The organism is Bradyrhizobium sp. LM2.9 (assembly GCF_054056555.1).
Genome location: NZ_JBSRYJ010000002.1, coordinates 6,290,146 through 6,314,812, shown reverse-complemented (window position 1 = coordinate 6,314,812; position 24,667 = coordinate 6,290,146). Strand labels below are relative to the sequence as shown.

23 protein-coding genes and 3 pseudogenes are annotated in these 24,667 nt (G+C 62.1%); 11 read left to right on the top strand and 15 right to left on the bottom strand.

Going from position 1 to position 24,667, the window contains the following annotated elements; genetic code table 11:
- Positions 1-90: 90 nt before the first annotated feature.
- Together ACVWW3_RS32510 and ACVWW3_RS32505 are read left to right on the top strand one after the other, a co-directional pair.
- Positions 91-519, top strand: a complete 429-nt coding sequence (locus ACVWW3_RS32510; RefSeq protein ID WP_456651946.1) for a response regulator — start codon at positions 91-93, stop codon at positions 517-519.
- A gap of 67 nt (positions 520-586) precedes the next feature.
- Positions 587-4,089, top strand: a pseudogene (locus ACVWW3_RS32505) (PAS domain S-box protein).
- Between the two features lie 150 nt (positions 4,090-4,239).
- On the opposite strand, the pseudogene ACVWW3_RS32500 reads toward ACVWW3_RS32505, so the two are convergent.
- Positions 4,240-4,877, bottom strand: a pseudogene (locus ACVWW3_RS32500) (response regulator transcription factor).
- 150 nt (positions 4,878-5,027) lie between these two features.
- Here ACVWW3_RS32500 and ACVWW3_RS32495 point away from each other — a divergent pair.
- Entirely contained in the window at positions 5,028-5,318 is a 291-nt protein-coding gene (locus ACVWW3_RS32495) for a hypothetical protein (RefSeq protein WP_354103393.1), read from the top strand.
- 48 nt (positions 5,319-5,366) lie between these two features.
- Here ACVWW3_RS32495 and ACVWW3_RS32490 read toward each other — a convergent pair whose 3' ends face one another.
- The 7 genes from ACVWW3_RS32490 to ACVWW3_RS32460 all read right to left on the bottom strand — a co-directional run bounded on the left by ACVWW3_RS32490 (position 5,367) and on the right by ACVWW3_RS32460 (position 11,742).
- Positions 5,367-5,870 carry a response regulator gene (locus ACVWW3_RS32490; RefSeq protein ID WP_247345197.1) on the bottom strand — a complete coding sequence of 168 codons (504 nt, stop codon included), beginning with the start codon at positions 5,868-5,870 and terminating at the stop codon, positions 5,367-5,369.
- 141 nt (positions 5,871-6,011) lie between these two features.
- Positions 6,012-6,326: a PilZ domain-containing protein gene (locus ACVWW3_RS32485; RefSeq protein WP_247345200.1), complete on the bottom strand. Its 315-nt coding sequence runs from the start codon at positions 6,324-6,326 to the stop codon at positions 6,012-6,014.
- 2 nt (positions 6,327-6,328) lie between these two features.
- Positions 6,329-7,210, bottom strand: a complete 882-nt coding sequence (locus ACVWW3_RS32480; RefSeq protein ID WP_247445511.1) for a CheR family methyltransferase — start codon at positions 7,208-7,210, stop codon at positions 6,329-6,331.
- Between the two features lie 59 nt (positions 7,211-7,269).
- Positions 7,270-7,656 (bottom strand): response regulator, encoded by a 387-nt coding sequence (locus tag ACVWW3_RS32475; RefSeq protein ID WP_247445512.1) that lies wholly within the window; start codon positions 7,654-7,656, stop codon positions 7,270-7,272.
- A gap of 29 nt (positions 7,657-7,685) precedes the next feature.
- Positions 7,686-8,159 carry a chemotaxis protein CheW gene (locus ACVWW3_RS32470; protein WP_354049728.1) on the bottom strand — a complete coding sequence of 158 codons (474 nt, stop codon included), beginning with the start codon at positions 8,157-8,159 and terminating at the stop codon, positions 7,686-7,688.
- A 108-nt stretch (positions 8,160-8,267) separates the two neighbouring features.
- A complete protein-coding gene (locus ACVWW3_RS32465) occupies positions 8,268-11,063 on the bottom strand; it encodes a hybrid sensor histidine kinase/response regulator (protein WP_456651948.1) in 2,796 nt (931 codons plus the stop codon).
- Between the two features lie 418 nt (positions 11,064-11,481).
- Positions 11,482-11,742: a hypothetical protein gene (locus ACVWW3_RS32460; protein ID WP_456651949.1), complete on the bottom strand. Its 261-nt coding sequence runs from the start codon at positions 11,740-11,742 to the stop codon at positions 11,482-11,484.
- Here ACVWW3_RS32460 and ACVWW3_RS32455 point away from each other — a divergent pair.
- The 3 genes from ACVWW3_RS32455 to ACVWW3_RS32445 all read left to right on the top strand — a co-directional run bounded on the left by ACVWW3_RS32455 (position 11,730) and on the right by ACVWW3_RS32445 (position 13,373).
- Positions 11,730-12,428 (top strand): Crp/Fnr family transcriptional regulator, encoded by a 699-nt coding sequence (locus ACVWW3_RS32455; protein WP_354107886.1) that lies wholly within the window; start codon positions 11,730-11,732, stop codon positions 12,426-12,428. The two genes, ACVWW3_RS32460 and ACVWW3_RS32455, sit on opposite strands and share 13 nt — an antisense overlap.
- 157 nt (positions 12,429-12,585) lie before the next feature.
- Positions 12,586-12,963: an Hpt domain-containing protein gene (locus ACVWW3_RS32450; protein ID WP_456652136.1), complete on the top strand. Its 378-nt coding sequence runs from the start codon at positions 12,586-12,588 to the stop codon at positions 12,961-12,963.
- A 161-nt stretch (positions 12,964-13,124) separates the two neighbouring features.
- Positions 13,125-13,373, top strand: coding sequence for a hypothetical protein (locus ACVWW3_RS32445; RefSeq protein WP_247339500.1), 249 nt, complete (start codon positions 13,125-13,127; stop codon positions 13,371-13,373).
- 81 nt (positions 13,374-13,454) lie between these two features.
- On the opposite strand, the gene ACVWW3_RS32440 is transcribed toward ACVWW3_RS32445, so the two are convergent.
- On the bottom strand, positions 13,455-14,075 hold the full coding sequence (locus tag ACVWW3_RS32440; protein ID WP_247339499.1) for a LuxR C-terminal-related transcriptional regulator: 621 nt from the start codon (positions 14,073-14,075) through the stop codon (positions 13,455-13,457).
- Positions 14,076-14,413: 338 nt separating this feature from the next.
- Here ACVWW3_RS32440 and ACVWW3_RS32435 point away from each other — a divergent pair, with 338 nt between their 5' ends.
- The gene (locus tag ACVWW3_RS32435; protein WP_456651950.1) at positions 14,414-15,577 is read left to right on the top strand and encodes a hypothetical protein; all 1,164 of its coding nucleotides are present in this window, start codon (positions 14,414-14,416) and stop codon (positions 15,575-15,577) included.
- Positions 15,578-15,796: 219 nt separating this feature from the next.
- Here ACVWW3_RS32435 and ACVWW3_RS32430 read toward each other — a convergent pair whose 3' ends face one another.
- The gene (locus ACVWW3_RS32430) at positions 15,797-16,081 is read right to left on the bottom strand and encodes a hypothetical protein (RefSeq protein ID WP_456672262.1); all 285 of its coding nucleotides are present in this window, start codon (positions 16,079-16,081) and stop codon (positions 15,797-15,799) included.
- Positions 16,082-16,136: 55 nt separating this feature from the next.
- On the opposite strand from ACVWW3_RS32430, the pseudogene ACVWW3_RS32425 reads away from it, so the two are divergent.
- A pseudogene (locus ACVWW3_RS32425) lies at positions 16,137-17,352 on the top strand (EAL domain-containing protein).
- Between the two features lie 7 nt (positions 17,353-17,359).
- Here the strand turns inward: ACVWW3_RS32425 and ACVWW3_RS32420 are convergent.
- Both ACVWW3_RS32420 and ACVWW3_RS32415 read right to left on the bottom strand, forming a co-directional pair.
- Positions 17,360-18,220 (bottom strand): DMT family transporter, encoded by an 861-nt coding sequence (locus tag ACVWW3_RS32420; protein ID WP_456651951.1) that lies wholly within the window; start codon positions 18,218-18,220, stop codon positions 17,360-17,362.
- Between the two features lie 349 nt (positions 18,221-18,569).
- Entirely contained in the window at positions 18,570-18,914 is a 345-nt protein-coding gene (locus tag ACVWW3_RS32415; RefSeq protein ID WP_456651952.1) for a hypothetical protein, read from the bottom strand.
- A 142-nt stretch (positions 18,915-19,056) separates the two neighbouring features.
- Between ACVWW3_RS32415 and ACVWW3_RS32410 the strand changes: the two genes are divergently transcribed.
- Positions 19,057-20,115: a nucleotide kinase domain-containing protein gene (locus ACVWW3_RS32410; protein ID WP_456651953.1), complete on the top strand. Its 1,059-nt coding sequence runs from the start codon at positions 19,057-19,059 to the stop codon at positions 20,113-20,115.
- On the opposite strand, the gene ACVWW3_RS32405 is transcribed toward ACVWW3_RS32410, so the two are convergent.
- The 3 genes from ACVWW3_RS32405 to ACVWW3_RS32395 form a co-directional block, all read right to left on the bottom strand.
- Positions 20,104-21,777 (bottom strand): hypothetical protein, encoded by a 1,674-nt coding sequence (locus ACVWW3_RS32405; protein WP_456651954.1) that lies wholly within the window; start codon positions 21,775-21,777, stop codon positions 20,104-20,106. The genes ACVWW3_RS32410 and ACVWW3_RS32405 overlap by 12 nt on opposite strands.
- Positions 21,778-21,903: 126 nt before the next feature.
- Positions 21,904-22,410, bottom strand: a complete 507-nt coding sequence (locus ACVWW3_RS32400; protein WP_456672261.1) for an Nmad2 family putative nucleotide modification protein — start codon at positions 22,408-22,410, stop codon at positions 21,904-21,906.
- On the bottom strand, positions 22,407-22,868 hold the full coding sequence (locus ACVWW3_RS32395; RefSeq protein WP_456651956.1) for a hypothetical protein: 462 nt from the start codon (positions 22,866-22,868) through the stop codon (positions 22,407-22,409). The genes ACVWW3_RS32400 and ACVWW3_RS32395 overlap by 4 nt, the downstream gene beginning before the upstream one ends.
- A 127-nt stretch (positions 22,869-22,995) precedes the next feature.
- On the opposite strand from ACVWW3_RS32395, the gene ACVWW3_RS32390 reads away from it, so the two are divergent.
- The gene (locus ACVWW3_RS32390) at positions 22,996-23,304 is read left to right on the top strand and encodes a type II toxin-antitoxin system HigB family toxin (protein WP_456651957.1); all 309 of its coding nucleotides are present in this window, start codon (positions 22,996-22,998) and stop codon (positions 23,302-23,304) included.
- Positions 23,294-24,454 (top strand): ImmA/IrrE family metallo-endopeptidase, encoded by a 1,161-nt coding sequence (locus tag ACVWW3_RS32385; protein WP_456651958.1) that lies wholly within the window; start codon positions 23,294-23,296, stop codon positions 24,452-24,454. Before ACVWW3_RS32390 ends, ACVWW3_RS32385 begins: the two co-directional genes overlap by 11 nt.
- Positions 24,455-24,667 lie beyond the last annotated feature (213 nt).

The following is a 24,667-nucleotide window of genomic DNA, read 5'->3' as shown; positions in this document are numbered from 1 at the left end:
AGGATGGGCACAATCCGCGCAACAGTTTCGTATTTGAAGCTTTGATTTGGGTCGCTGGGAACATCCCTGCCCGACCCGGAGGTTTTTGACGTGGCCAACATCCTGATCGTGGATGACGACCCGGCCGTGCAAATCACAATCCGGCTGCTGCTGGAGAGAGCGGGCCATCACGTCACGCTCGCTGGCGATGGCCGCAAGGGGCTCGCGCTGTTCGCGGCCAGCCAGTTCGACTTGCTGTTCCTCGACATCTTCATGCCCGGCATGGACGGGCTGGAGACGATGCGCCACATCCGGGCGCGGGCGCCGACCATTCCGATCATCGTCATTTCCGGCCGTTCGATCACGCCGGGCGCTTTCGCAGAGCCGGATTTTCTCAAGATGGCGGCCAAGCTCGGCGCGGTCGCGAGCCTGCAGAAGCCGTTCCGCCCCGACGCGCTGCTCGCCGCAGTCGACCGCTACCTGAAAACAGCGCAATCGACGGCCGTGCCGCAACCCGATGCCGGCTCCGGCGGCCGATGACGGAGCGGTTCATGTTGCAACCTGGCAGAACATTCGGGACCGTACGCGACGTGGCGCGAGGGCCGACATGACCCTCGCAACCCGGCTGGCCATCGCAATGATTCTGCTGGTCGCAGTTGCGGTCTCCGCCGCCGGATGGCTGAGCCATTACAGCCTGGAGCAGGCCTTCCTGCCGCGCGTGCTCGACCGTATCGAGACACAATCCCGGCTGCTGGCTTCCCAGCTCGAAGTCCAGACCGACGGCGCACGCGCCGATATTGTCACGTTCCGCTCCCGTGCCGCGGTACGCGGCATGATCGACGCGCATTTCAACAACGGTATCGATCCAACTGACCACCTGTCAGAAAAGAACTGGCGCGAGCGGTTGCTGCCCCAACTCGTGGCCGTTGTCGGAGCCAACCCGACCTACGCGAAATTTCGCGTCATCAACATCGACGGCAGCGAATATCTGCGGATCGACCGATCCGGCCCGACAGGATCGGTGCGCATCGTCCCCGACGATGGCCTGCAAAACAAAGACGAGCGCTTCTTCTTCCAGGAAGCGATCAAGCTGTCGGAGGATCAGGTCTACGTCTCTCCGGTCGATCTGAATGTCGACGATGGCGTGATTCAGATGCCTTATGTGCCGACGCTACGCGTCGCGGCACCGCTGTTCGGGTCCGGTCACCGGCTGTTCGGCATCGTCGTCGTCAATGTCGACATGCGCCAGGTGTTCGACCGTATCAGGATAACGAGCCGGCGCGGGGAGCAGGTCTACGTGGTCGGCCGCAACGGCGATTATCTCGTGCATCCGGATCGCACCCGCGAATTCGGCTCGCAACTCGGGACGCCGACGCGCTGGCAGAACGACTTCCCCTATTTCTCTTCAGTCACCGGATCGACCCTGGGTGCGACCCAGGTCGGTGCGGGAAAACGACGGCAAGCCGAGCGGCACCGCGATCGCGCCCGCGATCCTGGCCGAGGGTCAGTGGGCCGGCATCATCCGCATCGTGCCCTACGCCGTCTTCATGGCGCCGGCCGTCATCATCGAGAAGACGACGATCACGATCGGCCTCATCGCAGTGATGGTCGCCGCCGTGCTGGCCGTGCTGCTGGCGCAGTCGCTGACCCGGCCGATCGGCCGGCTCACCACCGCGGTCGATGCGATCGGGCGCGGCAAGCCCGCCGATATTCCAATCGACGCATCAGGCGAGACCGGCCTGCTGGCGCGTGCCTTCGCCCGCATGGTCGAAGAAACGAACGCGAAGACATCGGCATTGGAGCACGAGGTTCTGGAGCATCGGCGCACGGAGGCCGCCCGCGACCAGCTCGCCGTTCGCGAACGCCTGTTCAGCGCGGCGGTCGAATCCTCGGACGATTCGATCGTCATGCAGACGCTCGACGGCACCATCATCGGGTGGAACGCGGCGGCCGAGCGCCTCTACGGCCATACGGCCGAGGAGGCGGTCGGACAGCCGACTTCGATCCTCCTGCCGGCCGATCGCCGCGAAGAGGGCAAGGATTATCTGCGGCGGATTTCGCGCGGCGAACGCATCGAACACTTCGAAACGGTGCGCCTGCGCAAGGACGGCACTCCGGTCGATATCTCGGTGAGCCTGTCGCCGATCAGGGGCGCTTTGGGCGAGATCATCGGCGCCTCCGGCTCGGCGCGCCGCCTCACTGACGCGCGCCAGACCGAGCGAGCACTGCAACAAACGCTCGAGGAGCGGCGACAGCTGTTCGATGCGTCGCAAGACCTGATCATGATCATGGATTCGCGCGGCCATATCGTGCAGATCAGCCCGAGCAGCCAAGCCGTTCTCGGCTACCCGCCGGACGAGATGATCGGCCGCAGCGGCGTCGACTTCATTCACCCAGCGCATCTCGATCAATCTCGCGAGGAAATGCGCGCACTGCGGCGCGGCGACAGTCCGAAGCTCGCCGACACCCGCTGCATCCACAAGGACGGGCGCGAGGTCTGGTTGTCCTGGCTCGGCAACTGGTCCGATCAGGCCAAGCGCTATTTCTTCGTCGGACGTGACATGACCGAGGCAAGGCATGCCGAAGAATCCTTGCGCGAAAGCGAGCTGCTCGCGCGCAACATCGTCGAGACCGCACTTGATGCCTTCGTCCAGACCGATGACCGCAGCACCATCCTGAACTGGAGCTCGCGGGCCGAAGAGCTGTTCGGCTGGCGGCGCGACGACGTGCTGGGCAAGAATGCGGTCGACCTCATCGTCGCAGAGAGTGAACGCGAGAGGGTCAAGGTCGGCCTTGCACGCTTTCTCGTGTCCCAGGACGGCCGGACGCTCAACCGCCGCCGCGAGCTCATGGTCCGCCGTCGCGACGGCAAAGAATTCAAGGCCGAGCTGAGCGTCACGGCATTGAAGCGCCGCGAGGGCCTGCTGTTCAACGTGTTCTACCCGCGACCTTACCGACAAGATCGCGGCCGAGGACCGCATCCGCCAGGCCGAGAAGATGGAGGCGGTCGGCCAGCTCACCGGCGGCGTGGCGCACGACTTCAACAACATTCTCACCGTCATCACCGGCACGATCGGGATCCTGGCCGAGGCGGTGGCCAAGGAGCCGGAGCTTGCAGCGATCACGAAGATGATCGACGAGGCCGCCTGGCGCGGCGCCGAGCTGACGCAGCATCTGCTGGCGTTTGCACGCAAGCAGCCGCTCCAGCCGCGCGAGATCGACGTCAACTCGCTGATGATCGACACTGCGAAGCTATTGCGGCCGACGCTGGGCGAGCAGATCCAGATCGAGTCCGTGTTCGAGGCGGAGAGCTGCGTCGCGATCGTCGATCCCAACCAGCTGACCACCGCAATCCTCAACCTCGCGCTCAACTCCCGCGACGCCATGCCCTTCGGCGGCAAGCTGATCGTGGAGACGGGCGCCGCCTATCTCGACGAAATCTATGCCAGCGTCAACGATATCAGGCCAGGCCACTACGTGCTGATCGCGGTGAGCGACACCGGCACCGGAATTCCCGCCAACATGCTGGCCAGGGTATTCGAACCTTTCTTCACTTCGAAGGGACCGGGCAAGGGCACCGGCCTCGGGCTTTCGATGGTCTACGGCTTCATCAAGCAGTCCGCGGGCCATATCAAGATCTACAGCGAGGAAGGCCACGGCACCACGATCAAGATGTATCTGCCGCCCGGCAAGACGCCGACGGCGGTCGGCGAGGGCGTGACGCCGGCGGCGATCGAAGGCGGACACGAGACGATCCTGGTGGTCGAGGACGACCGGCTGGTGCGCGACTACGTGCTGGCGCAGCTGCATTCGCTGGGTTACGTCACCTTGCAGGCGGCGAACGCCGCGGAGGCGCTTGCAATCGTCGCCGCCGGAAAACCGTTCGACCTGCTGTTCACCGACGTCATCATGCCCGGCAAGATGAACGGACGGCAGCTCGCCGACGAACTCCAGAGAACGCGTCCCGATCTCCGGGTGGTCTACACGTCCGGTTATACCGAAAATGCGATCATCCACCACGGCCGACTGGATTCGGGCGTTCTGCTGCTGGCGAAGCCCTATCGCAAATCGGATCTGGCGCGGATCATTCGCAAGGCGCTGCAAGCGTAGGGCGCGATCTCGTGTCCCGGACAAGGCGCAACGTGCAACGCAGAGCCGGGACCCAGAACTGTCAGCCGTGAGATTGGAGAGATGGGCCCCGGCTCAGCAGCGCATCATTGCATGATGCGCTGCGTCAGGGGCACGAAAGCCGAGCCAGTCTTACGACGCCCGCTGGGCCGCAGTCATCACGATCCGGATCAGATCGGCGGCATTGCGCGCACCGAGCTTCTTCATGATGTTGGCGCGGTGGTCCTCGATGGTGCGCGGGCTGATGCCGAGCGTGCGGCCGGCTTCCTTGTTGGAGGCGCCGGCGGCGAACTGTTCGAGCACCTCGCGCTCGCGCGCCGCGTCAACGGCTCGCGTCCGGGGAAATGCAGCGAGCCGAACTTCGGCGCGGCGTTCTCCGACTGCCTGCGTGCATAGGCGCCGATCGCCTCGTCGAGCCGGCCGACGATCTCGCTGCCGCGGAACGGCTTCTCGATGAAGTCGAGCGCGCCGCTCTTGATGGCCCCCACCGCCATCGCGATGTCGCCCTGTCCGGAGATCATGAAGATCGGTGCCGGATAGTCTTCGCCGTGCAGCTCGTTGAGAATGTCGAGGCCCGACTTGCCGGGAATATGCACGTCCAGCAGGACCGCCGCCGGTGTGCGGCTTCGCGCGACGGAGAGCAATGCTGCGCCGTCCGCAAAACAGATCACCTCATAGCCCGCGGCCTTCAACACCATCGACAAGGTGTCACGAACGGCAGCGTCGTCGTCGACCACGAAGATTTCACCGCGAGAGCTTTGTTCAGCCATGTGCCCACATCCGGTTGGCATGAAGGATTCGCGTCCGCGCCAACCGTTATGGCGTTCGGCGCGGATTCGGCCCACCCGTATTTGTACGGGACATGGACTTAACGCACAAGTAGCGGCAAGTCGCCTAATTACAGAGCACGGAGAATATCCATGCTGAATTTGGCCGCTACGCCGCCTCTGGTCGCAATGCCCGAAGCCGAGAGCCGTCTGCTGATTGCGGCTGACCTTCGCTTGCTGATCTCGCAGATCGAGACCAGCATGCGCCGGATCGCCACAGCCATGGATCAAGAACACGGCAGTGATCCGGAAGGTTCCGCCGATGTCTTCCTGCTCGACGACGTCACGCCCCGGTATGCCACGGCAAGCGCCGCCCTCGACGCCTGCCGGGCGGGCCTTGGCCACGCCGTGGAATGCCTGTCGGAAGCCAGCAGCACAGTGTAGATCGCTGCGGCGCGGCGGCCGCATTTCGTTGCATGGCAGGCCCGCGGCTCAGGCGCGGTGCCGTTCCACGATCGCGTCGCTGGCGACGCCACCCCAGGTGTGGATCGCCGGCAGGCCCATCGCGGTCTTGCCGAGATTGGCGAGGCTGATGCGCAACGCCGCCAGATCCAGCGGCTTGGGCAGGCTCTGGAGCACGATTCCGACGGAACGGGCGAAGCTGCGAGCGGCGCTGCGGCGCTTGCCGTCCATGCCGCTGATGACGATCACGGCGCCGCCAAATTTTGCCTTTGCCATCTCGCCCAGCACGTCGATGCCGTCGCCATCCTCCAGCACGAGATCGAGCGTCACGCAGTCGAAGCGCGCGGCGCGGAGCTTTTCGATCGCTTCCGCCACGGACGGCGCCACGGTGACTTCGTGGCCGGCCTGTCTGGCGGCGACCGTGATCAGGCTGCGCTGCGTGGCGTCGTCATCGACCACCAGGAGCTGAAGTGCGCGCCGCTCGGTGCCGTCGGGCAGGTTTGACGGGAGGGGGGAGAGAGAGCTTCTGGGCATTACCGTATCCTGAGATTGAGACCGGCCATGGATACATGGCTCGCGCTTAGGCGACGTAAAGCCGCTGCGGCAAATTCGGTCGGATGTTTCAGCAAATATGAACCAACGTCTCGGCAAACAGCGACGAGACGCACGTGAAGATCACGCCGCCTCGTCACGGCCACCGGCCGCGCGCTTCTTCCGATTCTTGCCACGCAGGAACTGGATGTCCATTTCGAGGCCGTTGACGCGCACCAGTTCGCAGCGGCGGTAAGCAAGGCCGGTCGACGACAACAGCAGGAAGAACTCTTTCAAGTTCAGGCCCTGAATCGAGCCTTCCACCGTGAGGATGGCGTCTGTATCGGAGATCGCGTTGAGCTTGCAGTCGCGGCGCCAGGTGCCGTCGATGGCCATGATGCAGACATCGTAGCCGCGACTGAACGTCACCCGCTCCAGACCCTTTCCATCCTCGGACATGCTTATCGTCCCGCCATCACAGCCACGCGCGGCGCGGCGCCGGCGAAAGCCGGCTTGGCAGCTGCGGCACGCGGGTCGTTCGGCTTGTAGAGACCGCGCCGCTCCGGAATCGGCTTGAACGTGTCGGTCAGTCCGACCACGGTTTCGGCCGCGCCCAGCACCAGGAATCCGTCTCCCTCGATCTGGCGCGCCAGACGGTTGAAGATGTTGATCTTGGTGTCCTGGTCGAAATAGATCAGCACGTTGCGGCAGAAGATGACGTCGAAGGTGCCGAGCTGGGCGAAATCGTGCAGCAGATTGAGCTGCCGGTGCTGGATCATCGCCCGCAGCTCCGGATTGATCTGCCAGGTCTCGCCGGTCTGCCTGAAATATTTCATCAGCATCTGGATCGGCAGACCGCGCTGCACTTCGAACTGGCTGTAGATGCCGGCCTTGGCCTTCTCGAGCACCTCCTGCGACAGGTCGGTCGCGATGATCTCGACGCGCCAGCCGGTCAGGGCCGCACCCATCTCTTTCAAGCTCATCGCCAGCGAATATGGCTCCTGTCCGGTCGAGCCGGCAGCGCACCAGATCCGCACGCTGCGGCGGCCGGCGCGGGCCTTGATCACTTCGGGCATGATGGTGTCGCGGAAATGATCGAACGGGACCTTGTCGCGGAAGAAGAAGGTCTCGTTGGTCGTCATCGCCTCGACCACGCTGGTGACGAGCGCGCTCGCGCCTGCGCCTTGCAGCTTTTGCACGAGCTCGCCGATGCCGGAGATCCCGGCCTTGCGCGCCAGCGGCAGCAGCCGGCTTTCAATCAGATATTGCTTGTCTGCGGACAGGTCGAGCCCGGAATGATCCCTCAGGAACTTACGCAGATACTCATATTCGGTCGCGGTCACGGATAGCCTCTCGGAAGCTGTACTGGGAACACTCTGGCTGGAACACTCCGCCAGATAACTCAGACCATGACTTGTCCGATCGGGATCAAGCCGACTTCAGCAAACTTGTCGGCGATGATGTCTTTGTCGAAGGGCTTCATGATGTACTCGTTGGCGCCGCCGCTGAGCGCCTGAGCGATATGAGCCACGTTGTTTTCGGTGGTGCAGAACACCACCTTGGGCTCCTCGCCGCCGGGCAGGCGGCGCATGTGGCCCATGAACTCGAAGCCGTCCATCACCGGCATGTTCCAATCGAGCAGCACTGCGTCGGGCAGCTTCCGCTGGCAGATCTCGAGCGCTTTCGAGCCGTCCTCGGCCTCGGTGACTTCGAATTCCAGGCCTTCCAGGATCCGGCGCGCGATCTTGCGCACGACGCTGGAATCATCGACCACCAAACACGTTTTCATTTGGTTCTCCGCTTCGATGTTTTTGGGGCTCACGCAGCCATTTGCACTTCGGTCTTCAATTCGAGGACGCGATCGACGTCGAGGACGACCATGAGCTGTCCGTCGAGGCGGTGGACGCCGCCGGCGAGCTTGGCCATGCGGGGATCGAGGTTGACGGGGTTTTCTTCCATGTTGTCTTCGGCAAGCCGCAGCACCTCGCCGATCTGGTCGATCAGCAGGCCGTAGGATTCGCCGCGCAGGTCGACGCCGACCGCCATCGGCGGCTTGCCGTCCTCGGGCCTGGGCAGGCCGAGCCGGGCGCGCATGTCGACCACGGTGACGATGCGGCCGCGCAGGTTCAGCACGCCCGCGATCTCGCGCGAGGACAACGGAACGCGGGTGACGCGCTCGGGCATGAACACGTCCTGGACGCGGGAGATCGGCAGGCCGAACAGCTGGCCGCCGATCATCGCGGTGACGTATTCGACCATGGCGCCTTCGCCGGACTGGGTCTTCCTGGTCATGTGCGTATCTCCTGATCCATGCCGGTTTGTTGGAGCATGATCTCCGCGCAAACGCGTTCCGCGTTTGTCGCGAGGGAAAACCGCTTCACACTTGTCCGGATCATGCGCTTACGCCGCCGCCCGGCTCAGCTCGGAGGCGCCGGCGGCGCCCGCGGTCTGTTCCTTCAGCGCCGCGATCAGACCGGGACGGTCGAACTTGGCGACATAGTCGTGGAAGCCGGCCTGACGGCCGCGCTCGATCGCCGCCGGCGACACCAGCGCGGAGAGGCCGATGATCGGCATCGCGCCCAGATTGCTGTCGGAGCGGATAACTTCCGCGAACTCGAACCCGTTCATGTCGGGCATCTCGATGTCGGTCAGGACCACGTCGAAGGTCTGCGCGCGCAGGGCCGCGAGGCCCTCCTGCGCGGTCGGCGCGGTGCGGACCCGGTAGCCGGCGGCCTTGAGCACCGGAGCCAGCATGTTGCGGAAGAACGCGCTGTCGTCGACCAGCAGCACCGATTGCGAGTGCAGCGACGGCTTCATCTCCTTGCGGGTGAACCAGTCGGCGAACGCCATCGGCAGGAAGTGGCCGACGTCGATCACTTCGGTGGCCTGGCCCTTGATCACGGCCGAGCCGAGAATGCCCTGGCTGGAGCCGCCGACCTCGATGTTGAGCCGTTCCTCGACGATGTCGATGATCTCGTCGACGACGAGGCCCATGGAGCGGCCGTCGTCGGAGAACACCAGGATCGGCTGGGCGCCCTGGCTGGCAATGGTGACGCTCTCCATGGCAACCAGCGGCATCAGCTGCTCGCGGTACTGCACCATGTAGCGGCCGTTGCTGAACTCGATCTTGTCGGCGGGCAGCTCCTCCAGGCGCGTGACCAGCCCGAGCGGGACCGCCTTGGGCTGGGACGAGCCGGCGCGGAAGACCAGCAGCGAGGTGGTCTGCTCGCCCGTTCCGATGTGATGGGCCCCGTTCTCGTTGGCCATGTCATGGGCCGAGGCGCCGGCGGCGCCGAGCGCCTTGGCAATGCCGTTGGGGTCGATGATCATGATGACCGCGCCGTCGCCCAAAATGGTGTTGCCGGAGAACATGTCGATGTGACGCAGCTTCGTCGACATCGGCTTGACCACGATTTCTTCGGTGTGGAACACGCCGTCGACCACGATGCCGAAGGTCTGGCTGCCGACCTGGGTCACCACGATAAAACCGTTCTCGGGATCGGAGACGGCGCCGTCGTCGATCTTGAGCAGCTTCTTGAGGTGGATCAGCGGCAACAGCTTGTTGCGCAACCTGAGGACCGCGGTGTCCTTGATGCGCTCGATGCGGTGCTCGGAGTTGGCGCGGGCACGGACCAGTTCGACCACGGCGAGCTGCGGGATCGCAAAACGGTCGCCGGCGGCCTCCACGATCAGCGCGGAGACGATGGCCAAGGTCAGCGGGATCTTGATGGTGACGGAGGAGCCCTCGCCGGCCACCGACTTGATGTCGATGGTGCCGCCGATCTGGTCGATATTGGTGCGCACCACGTCCATGCCGACGCCGCGGCCCGACACCGAGGTGATGGCGGCCGCGGTCGAGAAGCCCGGGGCGAAGATGAACTTGTGGATCTGGGCTTCGCTCATCTTCTCGAGCTCGGCCTCGGTGGCCAGACCCGAGGAGATCGCCTTGGCCTTGATCCTGTCGGTGTTGAGGCCGCGGCCGTTGTCGGCGATGCAGATGATGATGTGGCCGCCCTCGTGATAGGCGGACAGGCGGATGGTGCCCTGCTCGCCCTTGCCGCCGGCGAGACGCTCGGCCGGGGTCTCCAGGCCATGGTCGGCGGAGTTGCGCACCATGTGGGTGAGCGGGTCCTTGATCAGGTCGAGCACCTGGCGGTCGAGCTCGGTGTCGGCACCGTGCATCTCCAGCTCGATCTGCTTGCCGAGTTCGCCCGAGAGGTCGCGGACGATGCGGGGCAGCTTCTGCCAGGCATTGCCGATCGGCTGCATGCGCGTCTTCATGACGCCTTCCTGCAGCTCGGCGGTGACGTTGGACAGCCGCTGCAACGGCACCTTGAACTCGGTGTCCTCGTTGCGGCGGGAGATCTCCAGCAGCTGGTTGCGGGTCAGCACCAGCTCGGAGACCATGGTCATCAAATGCTCCAGCGTATCCACGTTGACGCGGATCGACTGGTTGGCGATGCGGTCGCCCTCGGAGGCCGTCTCGTCGGCCGCCGACTTCTTCGGGGCGGGCTTTGCCTTGGCGTCCTTGGCGTCCTTGGCCGTTTCCTTGGCAGCTTCCTTGGCCACAGGCGCCGGCGCCTCAGCGGCGGGCTCGGCTTTGGCAACGGGCGCGGGGGCCGGGGCTTCGATCGCGGTCTCGCGGAAGGCGCGCTCGAGCTCGTCGAGCGACACTTCGCCCAGACGCAGCGGCCGCTCCAGGGTCTGGTCGGCCAGCGCACCGGAGGTCGGCGCGGCTTCAACGGCGACAGGTGCTTCCGGCACCAGCGGCGGCGCTTCGGCCACGGGAGCAGCAGCGACACCTGCTGACATCGCCGCCATGCCATGCTCGACCATCGCTTCCAGCTTCTCGATCAGGTCGCGGTCGGTGCCCTCGGGCTCGGCTTCGGTCGCCTCGAGCCCGGCCAAAATTTCCTTGATGCGGTCGATCGAGGACAGGATCACCGTCACCGCCTGCCCGGTCACCGGCATGCCGTCACGGAATTTGCCCATCAGCGTCTCGCCGGCATGCGCCAGCGCTTCCAGGCGCGGCAATCCGAGGAAGCCGCAGGTGCCCTTGATGGTGTGGACCAGGCGGAAGATGTTATCCAGGATCTTGGCGTTGTTCGGCTCCTGCTCGAACTTCACAAGCTGATTGTCCACCGTGTCCAGGCTCTCGCCGGTTTCCGTCAAAAACTCCCGCAACAGATCATCCATGAGCTACGCCTTACTGACCTGGATCTCGACGCCCGAGCCGCGCTTGGCATGGACGGAAGCCCTACCTTGGATCGTTAGACATCCCCTTTCACGGTCCCGTTAATTTCATCCTCCGTGCTAATACGGATATTGAAGAGAAGTTTGTCGTTCGACCGCATGCGACAGCGCTTTTCGGCCAGACCGGCACCACGCCGCGACGGCCGGACGCATTGGGTAAACGTGCCGATAACAGCAAGGCCGGGCGCGCAGGAAAGCCCTGCTCGTGAAGCACGATATGCACGGCCTTCGGGGAATTGAACCGAGCCGCCTGCAATCCGGCGCGCTCTCGCCGCCGTCGCTTGGTGCTTTGCCGGGATTCGCCAGATCCGCGTTTGCGGTAAACGAACGGTTACCCGCGTCCGCTGCGGCCGGTGCCGCGCTAACCGAGGCACCCCGCCGAGGCAAGATCGCCGTCGGGACGGCGCTCCGCCAGACAATCGTTGATGGCGGCGAGCGACGCGATCATCCTCTGGACGCGGATGTGCACGCGGTCGCAGCCGCGGACGGACATCTTGTCCCAATTGCCAATATATCCCGACGGGAACATGATGAAACTTACCCGGACAGCAAGCGGTTTCGCGTGCTGCGACACGCTGATCCAGGAGACGGGAGGCAGCTTTGGAAACGATGGTGCGTTCATCCAACGGTTTCCTGTCCGCGCTGTCGGCAGACGATTATGAATTGATCCGCCCGCATTTGCGTATGGTCGATCTGCCGCATGACGCGGTGCTGGTCGAAACCGGCGAGACGCTCAAGCGCGCCTACTTTCCCCACCGCGGCGTCATCTCGCTGGTGGTGGAACTCGCCAGGGGCGAGCATGTGCAGGTCGCGATGATCGGCCGCGACAGCCTGCTCGGAACGCTCTCGACCATGGGCGATGCCTGCGCGCTGAACACGGCGATCGTGCTGGTTCCCGGTTCCGCCTCCGTGATGGACCTCGACGTGCTGCGCGTCGCGGCCGACCAGAGCGGCACCCTGCGGACGCTACTCACGCGTCACGGGTTGGCGGTCTACGCGCAGGTCCAGCAGACTGCGGGCTGCAACGCCGCCCATCCGGTGGAATCGCGGCTGTCGCGCTGCCTGTTGCACACCCATGACCTCTCCGGCGACTTTCGGCTGCTGCTGACCCAGGAGGCCATGGCGCAGATGATCGGAGCGCGGCGCAACAGCGTGTCGCTGGTCGCCAATACCTTGCAGCAGGCCAATTTCATCCACTACACCCGCGGGCACATCCAGATCCTCAACCTCGACGGCCTGCGCCAGACGGCGTGCGAATGCTACGCCACCGTGAAGGCGCAGTACGACCGGTTGCTCGGCCCGCGCTGACCGGCGCCGCCGCGTGGTGAACCGGCGGCTAATTCCGGCCTGCAAACACCGATCATCCTGCTACCGGAACTGAAATCGGGATGCCGTAGACACGCGCCTGCCGCGCAGCCGTTACGGGCCGGGCGGCAAGCGAACCGTGATCGAGGCGGGCAAAACCATGTTCGAAGTCACCGTCGCGGCGGCACAGACAGCGCTCGATGCCGAGCCCGCGCGCGAGCCGGGCGCGTACCAGGCGCTGGTGCGCGAGATCGGCGAGGACGGTGCCTGCGAAGTGCGCGGCGTGTTCTGGCGCGAGACCTGCGCGCGCCTGCAACAGTTCCGCACGCTCTCGCCCGCGCAGCACCACGGCAGGATCGCGCGCGAAGCGCATTCGCTGAAGAGCGCGGCCGCAACGTTCGGCTATGTCAGGCTCGCGGCGCTGGCGCTGCGGCTGGAGATGACCGCGGAGAGGCTGGGTGGCCCCGAATTCCGCGATCTCCTGGACCTGATGGACGCCGCCTACGCCGCCGCGCGCGCGCCGGAGCCCGAGGCCTAGATTCTTATCTGACGCGTTTTCTTCACGCGAACCGGCATCCACTTCGCTCGAAAACGCTCTGACCACTCACGCGTGCATCCCCGCCGTACTTCTACGGTTTGGGATTTTCACAGAAGGCTAATCATAAGTGGCGATAGTCACCGGAAACCAGGAGGGTTTCCATGTTCACCTATGAGACTGCGGACCAGAAAGAGGTCCGTCGCTTCCGCATCGCACAGTTCAACGGCCGGATGGCGACGGTGACCGCTGGCGAGGCGACGGTGACTGGCTTCGTGCGTTCGGTGCTGGTGCAGGAATCGAGCACACCGCCCCGCTGGACGATCACCATCATTCCCAACGGGCCGAAGGAAGAGCTCAAGCCGCTGCGGCCCTCGTCGCGCGCACGTCCGTTCGCTGAAGATTATTTCTGAGCGCGATCGGGCTCCGGGCTTTATCGCGAGATTGCTCGGGCCCGGCCCTCGCCGCCGACGGGCGGCACGGCACAAGAGCCTTCAGTCGATCGAATGCAGCAGCGCCGCACGGACGAGATCCGCGGTGTTGCGCGCACCGAGCTTGCGCATCGCCTCGGCGCGATGGCTCTCGAAGGTGCGCGGGCTGATCTGCATCCGAAGCGCCCCCTGCTTGTTCGAATAGCCCTCGCTGATCAGCCTCAGCACCTCGCGCTCGCGCTTGGTCAGCCGCTTCTGGCCTGACAGGCCGAGGATTTCGGCGCTCGGCACCCGCTGCGGCGCGCGCGCGGCGGCCTTCGATTCGGCGTCCTCGGCCCTGGACGCGGTCGGCAGGCCACCCTTGTGCGAACCGGCAAGCTGCTTGACCAGGCCACAAACCCGCTCGGTCTGCGCCAGCGCATTCTCCACCACCCGCTGCAAATAGGCACGGTCGCCCGTCACAGGCGCGAGCTGATCGCTGTGGTGCTTGATTTCGCCCATGTAGAGCAGGAGGGCAGTGAGGGGACCGTTGAGCTCGCGGGCGATGGCGGCGGCCATTTCGTCGGCCGCCTTGGCACGGGCGGCGTTCAGGCGGACGACATCGAGCTCTTCAGTTGGAGCAGCTTTGCTTTCGTACCATTCCGACGGCCGCGAATCAGTGGCCGTATCATTCTGTGACCCCATGTCACTCTTTAGCGGAACCCAGGCCGATCTGTGGTTAACTTTTTTCCCCGTAAGACTACGGTCATTTTGGCCATTTTGTGCTGAAACACCGGCATAGGCACACTTTATGCTTGAGTGGCTTCATCCCCCAACATGCTTAGGTTGATAAATCTGCCCAAATGCTGGGCAGATGGGCCGGAGCCTTTTAACCATCGCATCCCCGCCGGATACCGCCGCTCCCGGACTTTACGGATAAATTAACGGCGACTTGCTTCTCTATGTCGCACTTGAGAGCGCGCAAATGCCTCCATGCATTGGGCCGGTAGGCCTGCTGGAATCGTTGCGGAAGATTGCGTGCCATGAACGAGATCGACCAGCTATCGGACTTCCTGCAGAAGCTGACGCCGCTGTCGCGCAGCTGCCTGCTCAGCGAGATCGAGCGGCTTGAGCTGTGCGGCATCGACATGCCCGGCGCGGCCGATATCCACTCCAAGCTGCGGGCCGAATTTCGCAAGGACGGATCGAGCCAGGCGCGCGCCACCAGCCCCTCGCGATATTTCTTCGCGCCGCTCGAGCTGCTCCTGATCGACGGCGCGCCCGAGCACGCCAATCTGGGGCGGATCTCGCGCAACACCCTCACCCCGATCTGGGAGTGGATCTGCCGCGACCTGCTGCCGACCATGGCGCGCGACTACATCAAGGCGATCAACGACCAGGTCGCCGCCAACAACCCGAAGGAGGTGCTGAAGATCGCATCGACCTTCCAGACCAAGGTCGTCAAGGTTCTCGAGAGCACGCTCGCATCAGTGGAGAGCACCGAGTTCGCGCGCGGCAAGCTCGCGCAATACACGGCGTCGCGCACCGCCTTCGACGACGTGAAGAAGATGCGACATGTGCTGCGCGCCGGCGCCGCGCTGCCGAAGTTCAACGAAAAGCTACCCGAGAAGATCGCGAAATTCGACGACGGCCTAGTTGATCAGATCACGGCACGATTAGACGCCTTCAAGAAGGCCCATCCCGAGGCGCTGCCATTCGCGCTGACGCTGCTGGCGAGGCGGTTGAAGACGCCCTGGCAATTGGTGCGCATTGCCACCAAGCCAGCCGCAAGCAAGAGCGCCGCCGATGTCGCCGCCGCACCCTATGCCTTCGTCGTTCACATGGTGCTCGACCAGCTCGACGACAAACGCCTGGCTTTGCGTATCGCGCTTCGTCACAACCGGGTGCTGGTCGCGCGCGACCTGCTCACCGAGATCTACGACACCGAATATGCGCTCAAGGTGCGCATCGACGGCATCGAGAATTGCGAATGGGGCATTCGCCTCCAGCAATTGATGGACGCGATCGCGGCGCTGGTGTCCGCCGAGGTGAGCCGCTTCCCTTCCAATGTCGGCCACATTCTCGGCTCGCGCCGGCTGCGCAGCCACGACACGCTCGGCGGAAAGCTGAGCTATCTGGCCTGGAAGGGACGCGATGCGATCGAAGACGGTGCGGCCGCCTTGCGCAAATTGATCGGCCAAACCTGATCCCGCGCTACTGCGCGCGCGGCAGGCTCAGGAAGCGATCGAGAAATCGTCCTGACAGCACGAATCTGAACCACCAATACATTATTCGCCGCGTCGTCATTGCTGCGATCCCTGACAGCCCACCACCGGCTGCCCAGAGCAATAGCGCAGCTGCAGCAATACGCATGTGATGTGCTTCACAATGGCGCCGGCGCAGCCGGACGCATCGTCGCAGAACCGTCACGAGCGAAGCGGGAACATACGCGCATCGCGCGAAGCCCACGGGCAATTGAGGCGGCCATTATTCAATTGGGCGAAGGCGCGCGCGGCTTCGTCCAATTGCAGGACAGTGCGCGTGCATACCGCCAACACCGCACGTCGCGAAAATCTCCGATGATTGCCGCACGCCTGCGCGCGCCGCGCGGGCAGACCTAAAAACTTCTCCAACGAGATCCAGACAATTTTAGACATGATGGGTGCTTTAACGTTACCCAGATAATTCAACAATCGACTGAAGCCTTCCATATTTGAAACTGCTCACGTCGCTAACACACCGGTCGCGGAACGGGAGTGGTTTGCGATGAAAGATGAAACTGTTGAACTCGCTGGACGAAGGCCGAAAACCTTCGGACGACGAAAGGTGACGCCGCGCGCATGCGTGGCCGACGGCAAGCGCCATCTGCGCGCTTTTCTCTCCGAAGTGCTGGAGGATCTCGGCTTCGTCACCACCGAATGCGCCAGCGCCGACGAGCTGCGAACTGTACTGGCGAGCGAATTGCCCGACCTGATCCTGCTCGGCATCGCTGCCGACGGCATCGAGCCCGGCATGTTTCTGGAGACGCTGGTGCGCGAGGCATTCGACGGCAAGGTTCTGGCCGTCGGCGCCCGCGAGTCGATCATCGTCAGGGCCGTGCAGCAGGTCGGCGAGGAATATGGCCTTGCGATGCTGCCGCCGCTGACGACGCCCTTTGCGGCGGAGACGTTGCGCGATCGCGTCGCGATGCTGCTGCCGAACGAGCCGGCGCCGAGCCCGGCCGTGCATGTCGGCGAGGCCCTGCATGCCGGTTGGCTCGAGCTGTGGTACCAGCCCAGGATCGACGCGCGCACGCTGATCCGCAGCGGCGCCGAGGCGCTGGTGCGGATGCGGCATCCGACCTGGGGCGTGGTGCCGCCGGCCTATTTCATCCCCGAAGAGCACGACCCGCATCTGCGCGACCTGTCCGAATTCGTGATCGAGCGCGCCATGCAGGACTGGCACTATCTGCTGGAGCAGCAGAGCCCGGTCGATCTCTCGATCAATTTGCCCGCGTCGTATCTGACGGAGCCGCAGGCCGTGCGCGATCTCTGCCGCCGCATGCCGACGCATCCCGGCGTTCGGCGGGCTGACGATCGAGATCGACAGCGACGAGGCGATCCGCGACCTCGATCACCTCGCCGAGGTCGCCCGCGAAGTGCGCCTGCACAATATCGGCCTGTCGATCGACAATCTCGGCGCCAACTGGCCGTCGCTGATGGATATGGACAAGATTCCCTTCATCAAGCTGAAGGCCGACCGGCACTTCGTCACCGGCAGCGGCAGTGACCGCCTCAAGCGCACGGTGTGCCGCCACATCGTCGAGCTCGCGCAGGGCTACGGCGCCGGCACCGTGGCCGAAGGCGTCGAGAGCCGCGCCGATCTCGTCGCCGCCAACGAGCTCGGCTTCGACTGCGTGCAGGGCTTTCTGTTCGGCAAGCCGATGCCGCTGAAGAAGTTCGCAAGGAGCACGCTGACGCGGACGGTGATGGGAGGCGCGTGAGGCGGCCTCAGGCAAACCGCCGCGCGAAGAACACGCAGGCGACCACGAGCGCGGTCGCGGCGATCATGCTCCAGGCGACGGGCTCGTGCAGAAGCCAGCCTGCGAGCGCGAGTCCGAAGAACGGCTGAAGCTGCTGCAACTGGCCGACGCGGGCGATGCCGCCGATCGCAAGCCCGCGATACCAGAAGATGAAACCGACGAACATGCTGAACACCGAGACGTAGGCGAGCCCGATCCAGGCGGGCGCGCCGACGCCGCTCCAGGTCGACGGCCAGCTCCAGATCACGATCGGCACCATCAGCGGCAGCGCCAGCAGCAGCGCCCAGGAGATCACCTGCCAGCCGCCGAGGCGACGCGACAGCGCGCCGCCCTCGGCGTAGCCGAGCCCGCACAGCACGATCGCCGCGACCATCAGCAGATCGCCGCTCAGCGATGCGGAGCCGTCGTTGGAGAAGGCAAAGCCCGCCACCGTGGCGCTGCCGAGGACGGCGAACAGCCAGAACATCGGCTGCGGCCGTTCGCCGCCGCGCAAGACGCCGAAGATCGCGGTCGACAGCGGCAGCAAGCCGATGAAGACGATCGAATGCGCAGACGTGATGTGCTGGAGCGCGAGCGCCGTCAGCAGGGGGAAGCCGACCACAACCCCGATGGAGACGATGGCGAGCGAGACGAGATCATTGCGCGCCGGCCGCGCCTGACGAAGCAGGCCGAGCACGGCCACACCGATCAGCGCCGCGATGACCGCGCGCGCGGACGTCAGGAACAGCGCGGAAAAATCGCCGACCGCCACGCGCGTCGCCGGCAGCGAGCCGCTGAAGATGATGACGCCGAGCAGCCCGTTGCCCCAGCCGCTCCCGGAAGATTGCATGTCAGTCTCGCTTTTTGGTGACGATCCTCGGCCATCGCCGACGGCGCCGGCCGGCGTGCGTGCGTGCGTGCGTGCGTGACGATCAAGTCCCACGTCTTCCGCGACCGGACAACACAAAAGCTCGAAAACAACCCCATGCACAGTAGACGGGGGTAGGACGATCAATGGGTTAGGAGGAGCGAAATTAGGTTTTTAGCGGGCAAGCGGCAACTCCTAGTGCTACGCGCCATTTGCTTCGTCGGGCAAAACAGGGGCACACTGCCAACATTGCGGCAGATCCGAAGTGCGGACTGACCTCGCCCCTGGAGCGCACCACTAGTACGCTCTTGATCGTAACACAGCGATGGTTTTAGGGCGTACTGGGCCCCCTGTTGGTCTCTGTCGAAAGTCGCTCCGTCATTTCGGCTTCAACAAGCATTAAGTAACGACGCAAGTCACGGACGCACGCAATGAGCGTTCCGTCCTCTCCTTGCAGTCCCTCCTCGCTGATTTTGGTGAAGATGTCGTAGCCGACACCCTTCGAGATACTTTCAAAGCGATCCCATGGGCGCGCAATGGTGAAAAAAGCGCCGGCACCAGCGCGCTTTTTCCAACTGGCGTCATATTGTGCGTCCTTACGTTGGATGTAAGCGATGTCAGCTTTCGCAATCGCGTCGAGGTGGCGATGATACTTCAGCTTATCGGTCGTGTTCATAAGGAGCCTTCCTTGGGGATGAGTTCGATGATGATGAAATTGCCACGCTGCCCTTTTATTTGATCAGCCGATCCAAACACTGTAGGTGTCGCCCGCGTTGTGTGCAAAAGTGTAAACACGTTTACCCAACTCCGCGCGGTCCATGCCAACTGCCCAACCTAAGTTCAATTTCAACGATCCGCCCGCTCGTTCGCGACAGCGCGACAGAAAAATTACCATTGGCCGTCGCGAAGTCACCGTTACACCCGTCTTCGACGCGTACTGGCGGTTCGCTGCAGAGCGTCAGAGCATCTTTTTTCGTCGCCTTGAGGGCGCCAATGTTGCTCTGACGAACGATCCCGTCCTCCAGACCTTCAAGTTCACTAATGCCTATCGCGCCTCCGATCGGGTCAGCCAATATCTGACCCGAAACGTGATCTACCGCGATGATCTTCCGAGTGATGAGACGAACGTCTTTTTCCGTATTCTGCTGTTCAAGATATTCAACAAGATCGAGACTTGGACGACGCTCGAGAGAGAGGTCGGCCCTATTGCGTGGGAGACGTTCAGCTTCGAACGTTTCGATGCTGTTTTGTCTCGGGAGATGGAGCGCGGGAATCGCGTGTACTCCGCGGCGTATATAATGCCGTCTGGGGGCAGTTTTTTTGGCCATCAGGCAAAGCATCAGAACCATCTCCGCATGCTCGAACATGTCGTTCGCGAGCGCTTTCCGGCGCGCCTGCGAGACATGAAATCAATGGCCGACGGATTCACACTGCTGCAGTCCATTCCTTTCGTCGGGCCATTTCTGGCTTACCAATATGTCACGGACCTGAACTACAGCGAGCTTACTAATTTCGGCGAGAATGAATTTGTTGTGGCGGGACCTGGCGCACTCGATGGAATCTCGAAATGTTTCCAATCACCGCGCGAGCTTAGTCCGGCGGATGTCATTCGTTATATGTACGACAACCAAGAAGTACATTTCGCCGAGCAAGAGATTTCGTTTCGCTCGTTGTGGGGCCGGCGTCTTCAGCTCATCGATTGCCAGAATGTCTTTTGCGAAATTTCGAAATATGCGCGTGCAGCTTTTCCGAATTACACAGGGGTTGCCGGCCGTACGCGCATCAAGCAGAAATTCAAACTGACCGGAGCGCTGCCCGCGCCATGGTATCCGCCAAAGTGGGGCATTAATGCGCACGTGAGCGCCTCATGCCCTTGAAATGTCCCGCACGTCTGCGGTAGCCGTAGCGGTACAAATAACTTCATCAGGCGACAGAACAAACGCGGCTTTATAGTCGACAGCGTGCAGATGCCACGCCCGGTCGAGGACTGGGCCCTGCGCTTTCACACAGACGCGCGAACCGTCAAGACGAACCTCAATTTGCTTGAGAAGTTTGGATGAGTTGCCGTCGAGCTTCAAAGCATCCAGCACGGCGCGTTTTGCGGCGATTGTTTCGGCCAGGCGGTTGCGCTCATCTGCCCAGGATTTCTCAGATGTCGAGAGCGTGCAGACCGCGTTGGGCGCGACCTGAAGGTTGGCAGACCCCATCCCTAAGCCAACGGTGATACCAAGAACTTCTGGTGACACATTGGGCGTGAACGCAAGCGCTCGCGCGTTGAGATCGACGTGTATTGTGCCCTGCTTCTCCTCGGAAAGCTTGAAGAACATTTCGCAGCCTTCGAAGATAGCATCCTCCCACTCCCAATATGCGTTTTGTGACGACTCCAAATCCTCCACGTACATGCGGACAGTCTTCAGGACCCGAAACGTTATCAGTTTACGTTGCGGAAAGAGCCGCGTCGGCTTGCCGATGATGCAACGCCCTTCGGCTCTGGCCTGCTTCTCGCCCTCGGTGTGGATGGCTTTGATGACAAGCTCCTCCACAACTTGAGCGCGCCCCCCATCTTCAACTTCATCTACGCGATCATCTCCGCTCTTGCGCTTGCGTTTCATTAGGCCGCGAAGAACGGGCGACCAACCCAGATGCGCGACAAAGGCGAGATGAATGACATCGTGGAAGCGGTAACCATCATCTTTGTAGGCGTTGTCAGTAAGGTCGTCGCCTAGGGGCCGTCCATTAAAATACATCCGGGACTGTCCCGGCCCGATTCTAACGAAGGAGACATCGAAGGCACGAGGAAACTGCTCTTTCGGATCGCGCCTAGCATCGTGAAGCGGCGTTGGCGTTCCGCGCTCGGTGCGAAAGTTGACCTTCTGGCAATTGTAGCCAATGACCTCGTCAAGCGAAAGATTGTAGAGGGCGGCCATCGCAGAAAGGTGCCACACGATCTCCCCCAACACGACGTTCGTGGGCCGGTCGGCAATGTTCCTGTTCAATGCTAATTCGAAATCAGGCAGTCTCGGTCTCAGCAACTCAGCACCAAGCTGCCAAACCACCGCAACGCAGACCTCGAGCAATACCCGCCCGTCGGTGCGTGCCGTTTTGTAGGCAAGTTGCTGATAGTCGTCGAAGGTATAGCCGGAGGCCGGAGGAAATGATTCGGACAATTCAAGAAACGCTTGTCGCGCCTGAGGGTCCAGGACAAGCGCGATTTTACGAGCCCGTTCGTCGGTGCTACCAATTTCCTGACGGAGATTGCTGATGTCACCTGCAAGGATGTCAAAGGGTCCTTCGTTGGCGGCGTGCGCGCTAGCGTAGCAGTACCACAAAGCGTCGCCGAGTTCCTCCTTGATCTCGTCGTTCGGCTGATCCCAACTCGCCTCCCCGCCTTCGGACAGCAGTTTTTTCTTCACCGCCGCGACCAGCGAACCAATCTCGCTGACCAGGCCGTAGTAGGCGATGGCGCGCCGCTCGTCTGGTGTTTTCTCGGAGAACTGCGTTGTCCTGCGGACAAACTGATCGTAGTCGGTGACCATCATGGCGCGTTTCCCTATGCGGCCTTCTTACGCTTCGATTTCTTTTGACCGAGGAACTGCCAATGCGCCGGCTCGTCGATATAGCCGCGCTCTGGGTGCACGGCGAGCCACTCAAGGAACGCAGCCTTCTCAGCTTCGGAGTAAGTATGGCCGCTCACGCCGCACGAAGCAGGAAAGACGCTCTGGCAAAAGCAGCCCCGCTTTTCCCCAGTAAGAAAAATTGTTACTGATGAGGACTTTGTCGGTCGTGGCTGTATCGCGTCTCAGGTCGGCTGGCGAAAGACTTCCATCTTCCATGCTGTGGAATGAATATTCCTGGCGGTACGTGTCGGTGCCATCGCGATGATAGATGTTGTCTCCATAGCGGTACTGAGTGGTGCCAAGCATCGTCGGCTTCTTTTTCCGGAAACGCGGGTCGTTCCAATACGCATCGAAACTCGTGATTTCGTCCACCTGCATCCAGTACGTCAGGAAACCGCGCAAGTTCGGCAGTGCCGCGCCGGTACCCAAGATGTAGTCACCCAGCTGGGCGTTCTTGCGAATGCGCGGCTTGCAGCACGCAAGCGTGCAAGCCCCCTGAAACGGGTTGGGCGCAAAGCCAAGATCGTGCTCAACGACATACGCGAAGATGTTCATGTGGGTTTGGCCTGTTCTTGGACGTCTTCGACGCATTCATTGTGATCCATTTTGACCTTCGGCAACGTCGTGCCATCCGGCGTCTCGAAGCACATCACGTCATCATCTGCCGCTACCGCAGAAAACTTGTCCGAGTTCCATGGGATGATCGAATACGCGTACTTGGCGACCGGCGCGGGCGGCTGCTGCTTCGCTTCGGCGTTTTCGGGCCAAAGACAGATCACGCGGCGACCGCCATTCGGCGTTTTCTTGAGTTCGGCCTCGACATCGGGGGCGGCGCAAACGGCCGACGTCATGACCACGAGAACGATTTCGTCGTCACAAACAGGGTCGGGCTCGCCGACCTCAACTACAACTTCGAGTTCTTCGGCCGCACAACCGCTCGTGATCGCCAACTTCACAGCGGCATTGATCTCGGCGTTTGTCAGACCCTTACTCAGCAGCTTGATTTTCGCCATGGAACCTCCACCTTACCTCTAGAAGTTGTAGGCCCCAAGGCCTTATCACGCTCCCATTTTGGGATCATTCATTATTTTTTGCTTGATGTCAAGGTCGAAGCTCCCAAAATGGGAGCGGGAGGATTTGATGCGATTCGTGGGTCAGACCGAAGTAGCGGCGTTTTTGGCGAGCAGCCCAGTGTTGGCCGATCCAGTGCGCGCATGGCTGACTGAAATAAAGCACCGCCACTGGAATGGATTCCAGGAATTGGCTTTCGACTTCCGCAGCGCCGATGTCTCTGCTCCGCCCGAGGTCGTGTTCAATCTCGCGGCCACCGGTGTCCGCATCGCGACCCTGGTTGATTTCAGAAACGAGGTGGTTCTCCTGACCTCCATCCAACGCCGCTCGCCTCACTTGTCCGAACTCCCGACCCGGAAAGAATACCGTGGCCATTAAGCCAGTCCGAACAACAGAAGATCTTCAAGATGCCAAAGCCGAATTGGCTAAGCTTTTACGTCTGCCTTCAGCACCCAACAGAGATGACAACATTGCGGTTCTAGTCACGCTAATCGAGCAATTCGAAGAGAAGCATTTTCCTGTAAACGTCTCGGATCCTATTGCCGCCATTAAATACAGGATGGAGGAAAGCGGGTTTACACCGCGGGATCTCGAACCCTACATAGGCTCACGCGCGCGTGTTTCTGAGGTGCTTTCTGGGAAGCGGCAACTATCCATTGATATGATCCGCTCCCTTCACGAAGGGCTCAGTATTCCTTACGAAGCCCTCATTTCAGAAAGACGTCAGCCCTTAGATGGGAACAGTGTTTCGCAGCCAGTGGTCGCTCGGATGAACTCGTTAGGGTTCACGCTCGATCAAGAAAAAGTGCCTGCGTTTATTTCCTCCTCGATGCCAAACAGCAATCCTCTTGCATTATTACGGAAAACGCGAACACAGCGCGCAGCACTAAAAACAGATCAAAGCGCGTTGTTGCTTTGGCAAGCGGCCGTCGTTCAAAGAAGAATTAGGACGCCCACACCCTTTAAGCCTCAGGCTTTCGGGGCAGAAGCTCTTCGTCAGATCGCACGGCTTAGCGTAAAGTCGGATGGCCCAATTCGTGCCGTTCGAAGATTGAGTGAACTGGGAGTGTCTGTAGTAATTTTGCCGCCGCTACCGGGCACCTTTCTTGATGGCGCTGTTATGTCCGATATGGATGGACAACCAATAATCGGCCTGACGCTTCGCAACGACCGAACAGATAGCTTCTGGTTCACACTCCTGCACGAATGCGCACACGTCGCGCTTCATTTTGCAACGCTCGTAAAGGGTGACATGGTTTTCATCGACGATATGGAAATTCGTAGTGAGGACGAATACGAACGCGAAGCCGATGCTCTCGCAAGAGAGTCCCTTATCCCTTCAGATATTCTGAACCAGATTAATTGGGGGCCGGAGACAACGTTAGATGATCTTACAACGCTCGCAGTGCGTGCCCGCGTTCACCCCTGCATTGCCGCTGGCCGTTGGCAGAAAGATCATCACAATTACAAAAGGTTTTCACGACTGATTGAGCGAAATGCCATTCAAGAAATGTTTGATGTGAAGTGATTTTCCTAGGCTCCTGCCATCTGCAACCTCTACTCGCTACAACTAACTAGGTGGCAATTCGCCCGCTATTCAGCGAACCAGGCCGGCGAGCGTCCATTCTCATCGAGAGCGCACTCGCGCGACGTACGCCGGCATCGGCGAGCCTTTGACCGCCAAATACCAGTTCGGCTAATGCATCGCCTGCTGCGGCCCAAGCCGACGAACAAGGTAAGT

What these genes read in the sequence shown, in the direction of transcription:
- ACVWW3_RS32430 (WP_456672262.1), bottom strand. Translation starts at nt 16,081, where the DNA reads ATGGAAGGCTTCAGTCGATTGTTGAATTATCTGGGTAACGTTAAAGCA.
- ACVWW3_RS32440 (WP_247339499.1), bottom strand. Translation starts at nt 14,075, where the DNA reads ATGGGGTCACAGAATGATACGGCCACTGATTCGCGGCCGTCGGAATGG.
- ACVWW3_RS32450 (WP_456652136.1), top strand. Translation starts at nt 12,586, where the DNA reads ATGTTCGAAGTCACCGTCGCGGCGGCACAGACAGCGCTCGATGCCGAG.
- ACVWW3_RS32420 (WP_456651951.1), bottom strand. Translation starts at nt 18,220, where the DNA reads ATGCAATCTTCCGGGAGCGGCTGGGGCAACGGGCTGCTCGGCGTCATC.
- ACVWW3_RS32485 (WP_247345200.1), bottom strand. Translation starts at nt 6,326, where the DNA reads ATGTCCGAGGATGGAAAGGGTCTGGAGCGGGTGACGTTCAGTCGCGGC.
- ACVWW3_RS32390 (WP_456651957.1), top strand. Translation starts at nt 22,996, where the DNA reads ATGCGATTCGTGGGTCAGACCGAAGTAGCGGCGTTTTTGGCGAGCAGC.
- ACVWW3_RS32410 (WP_456651953.1), top strand. Translation starts at nt 19,057, where the DNA reads ATGCCAACTGCCCAACCTAAGTTCAATTTCAACGATCCGCCCGCTCGT.
- ACVWW3_RS32455 (WP_354107886.1), top strand. Translation starts at nt 11,730, where the DNA reads ATGGTGCGTTCATCCAACGGTTTCCTGTCCGCGCTGTCGGCAGACGAT.
- ACVWW3_RS32490 (WP_247345197.1), bottom strand. Translation starts at nt 5,870, where the DNA reads ATGCCCAGAAGCTCTCTCTCCCCCCTCCCGTCAAACCTGCCCGACGGC.
- ACVWW3_RS32470 (WP_354049728.1), bottom strand. Translation starts at nt 8,159, where the DNA reads ATGACCAGGAAGACCCAGTCCGGCGAAGGCGCCATGGTCGAATACGTC.
- ACVWW3_RS32495 (WP_354103393.1), top strand. Translation starts at nt 5,028, where the DNA reads ATGCTGAATTTGGCCGCTACGCCGCCTCTGGTCGCAATGCCCGAAGCC.
- ACVWW3_RS32395 (WP_456651956.1), bottom strand. Translation starts at nt 22,868, where the DNA reads ATGGCGAAAATCAAGCTGCTGAGTAAGGGTCTGACAAACGCCGAGATC.
- ACVWW3_RS32435 (WP_456651950.1), top strand. Translation starts at nt 14,414, where the DNA reads ATGAACGAGATCGACCAGCTATCGGACTTCCTGCAGAAGCTGACGCCG.
- ACVWW3_RS32415 (WP_456651952.1), bottom strand. Translation starts at nt 18,914, where the DNA reads ATGAACACGACCGATAAGCTGAAGTATCATCGCCACCTCGACGCGATT.
- ACVWW3_RS32475 (WP_247445512.1), bottom strand. Translation starts at nt 7,656, where the DNA reads ATGAAAACGTGTTTGGTGGTCGATGATTCCAGCGTCGTGCGCAAGATC.
- ACVWW3_RS32400 (WP_456672261.1), bottom strand. Translation starts at nt 22,410, where the DNA reads ATGAACATCTTCGCGTATGTCGTTGAGCACGATCTTGGCTTTGCGCCC.
- ACVWW3_RS32460 (WP_456651949.1), bottom strand. Translation starts at nt 11,742, where the DNA reads ATGAACGCACCATCGTTTCCAAAGCTGCCTCCCGTCTCCTGGATCAGC.
- ACVWW3_RS32445 (WP_247339500.1), top strand. Translation starts at nt 13,125, where the DNA reads ATGTTCACCTATGAGACTGCGGACCAGAAAGAGGTCCGTCGCTTCCGC.
- ACVWW3_RS32465 (WP_456651948.1), bottom strand. Translation starts at nt 11,063, where the DNA reads ATGGATGATCTGTTGCGGGAGTTTTTGACGGAAACCGGCGAGAGCCTG.
- ACVWW3_RS32405 (WP_456651954.1), bottom strand. Translation starts at nt 21,777, where the DNA reads ATGATGGTCACCGACTACGATCAGTTTGTCCGCAGGACAACGCAGTTC.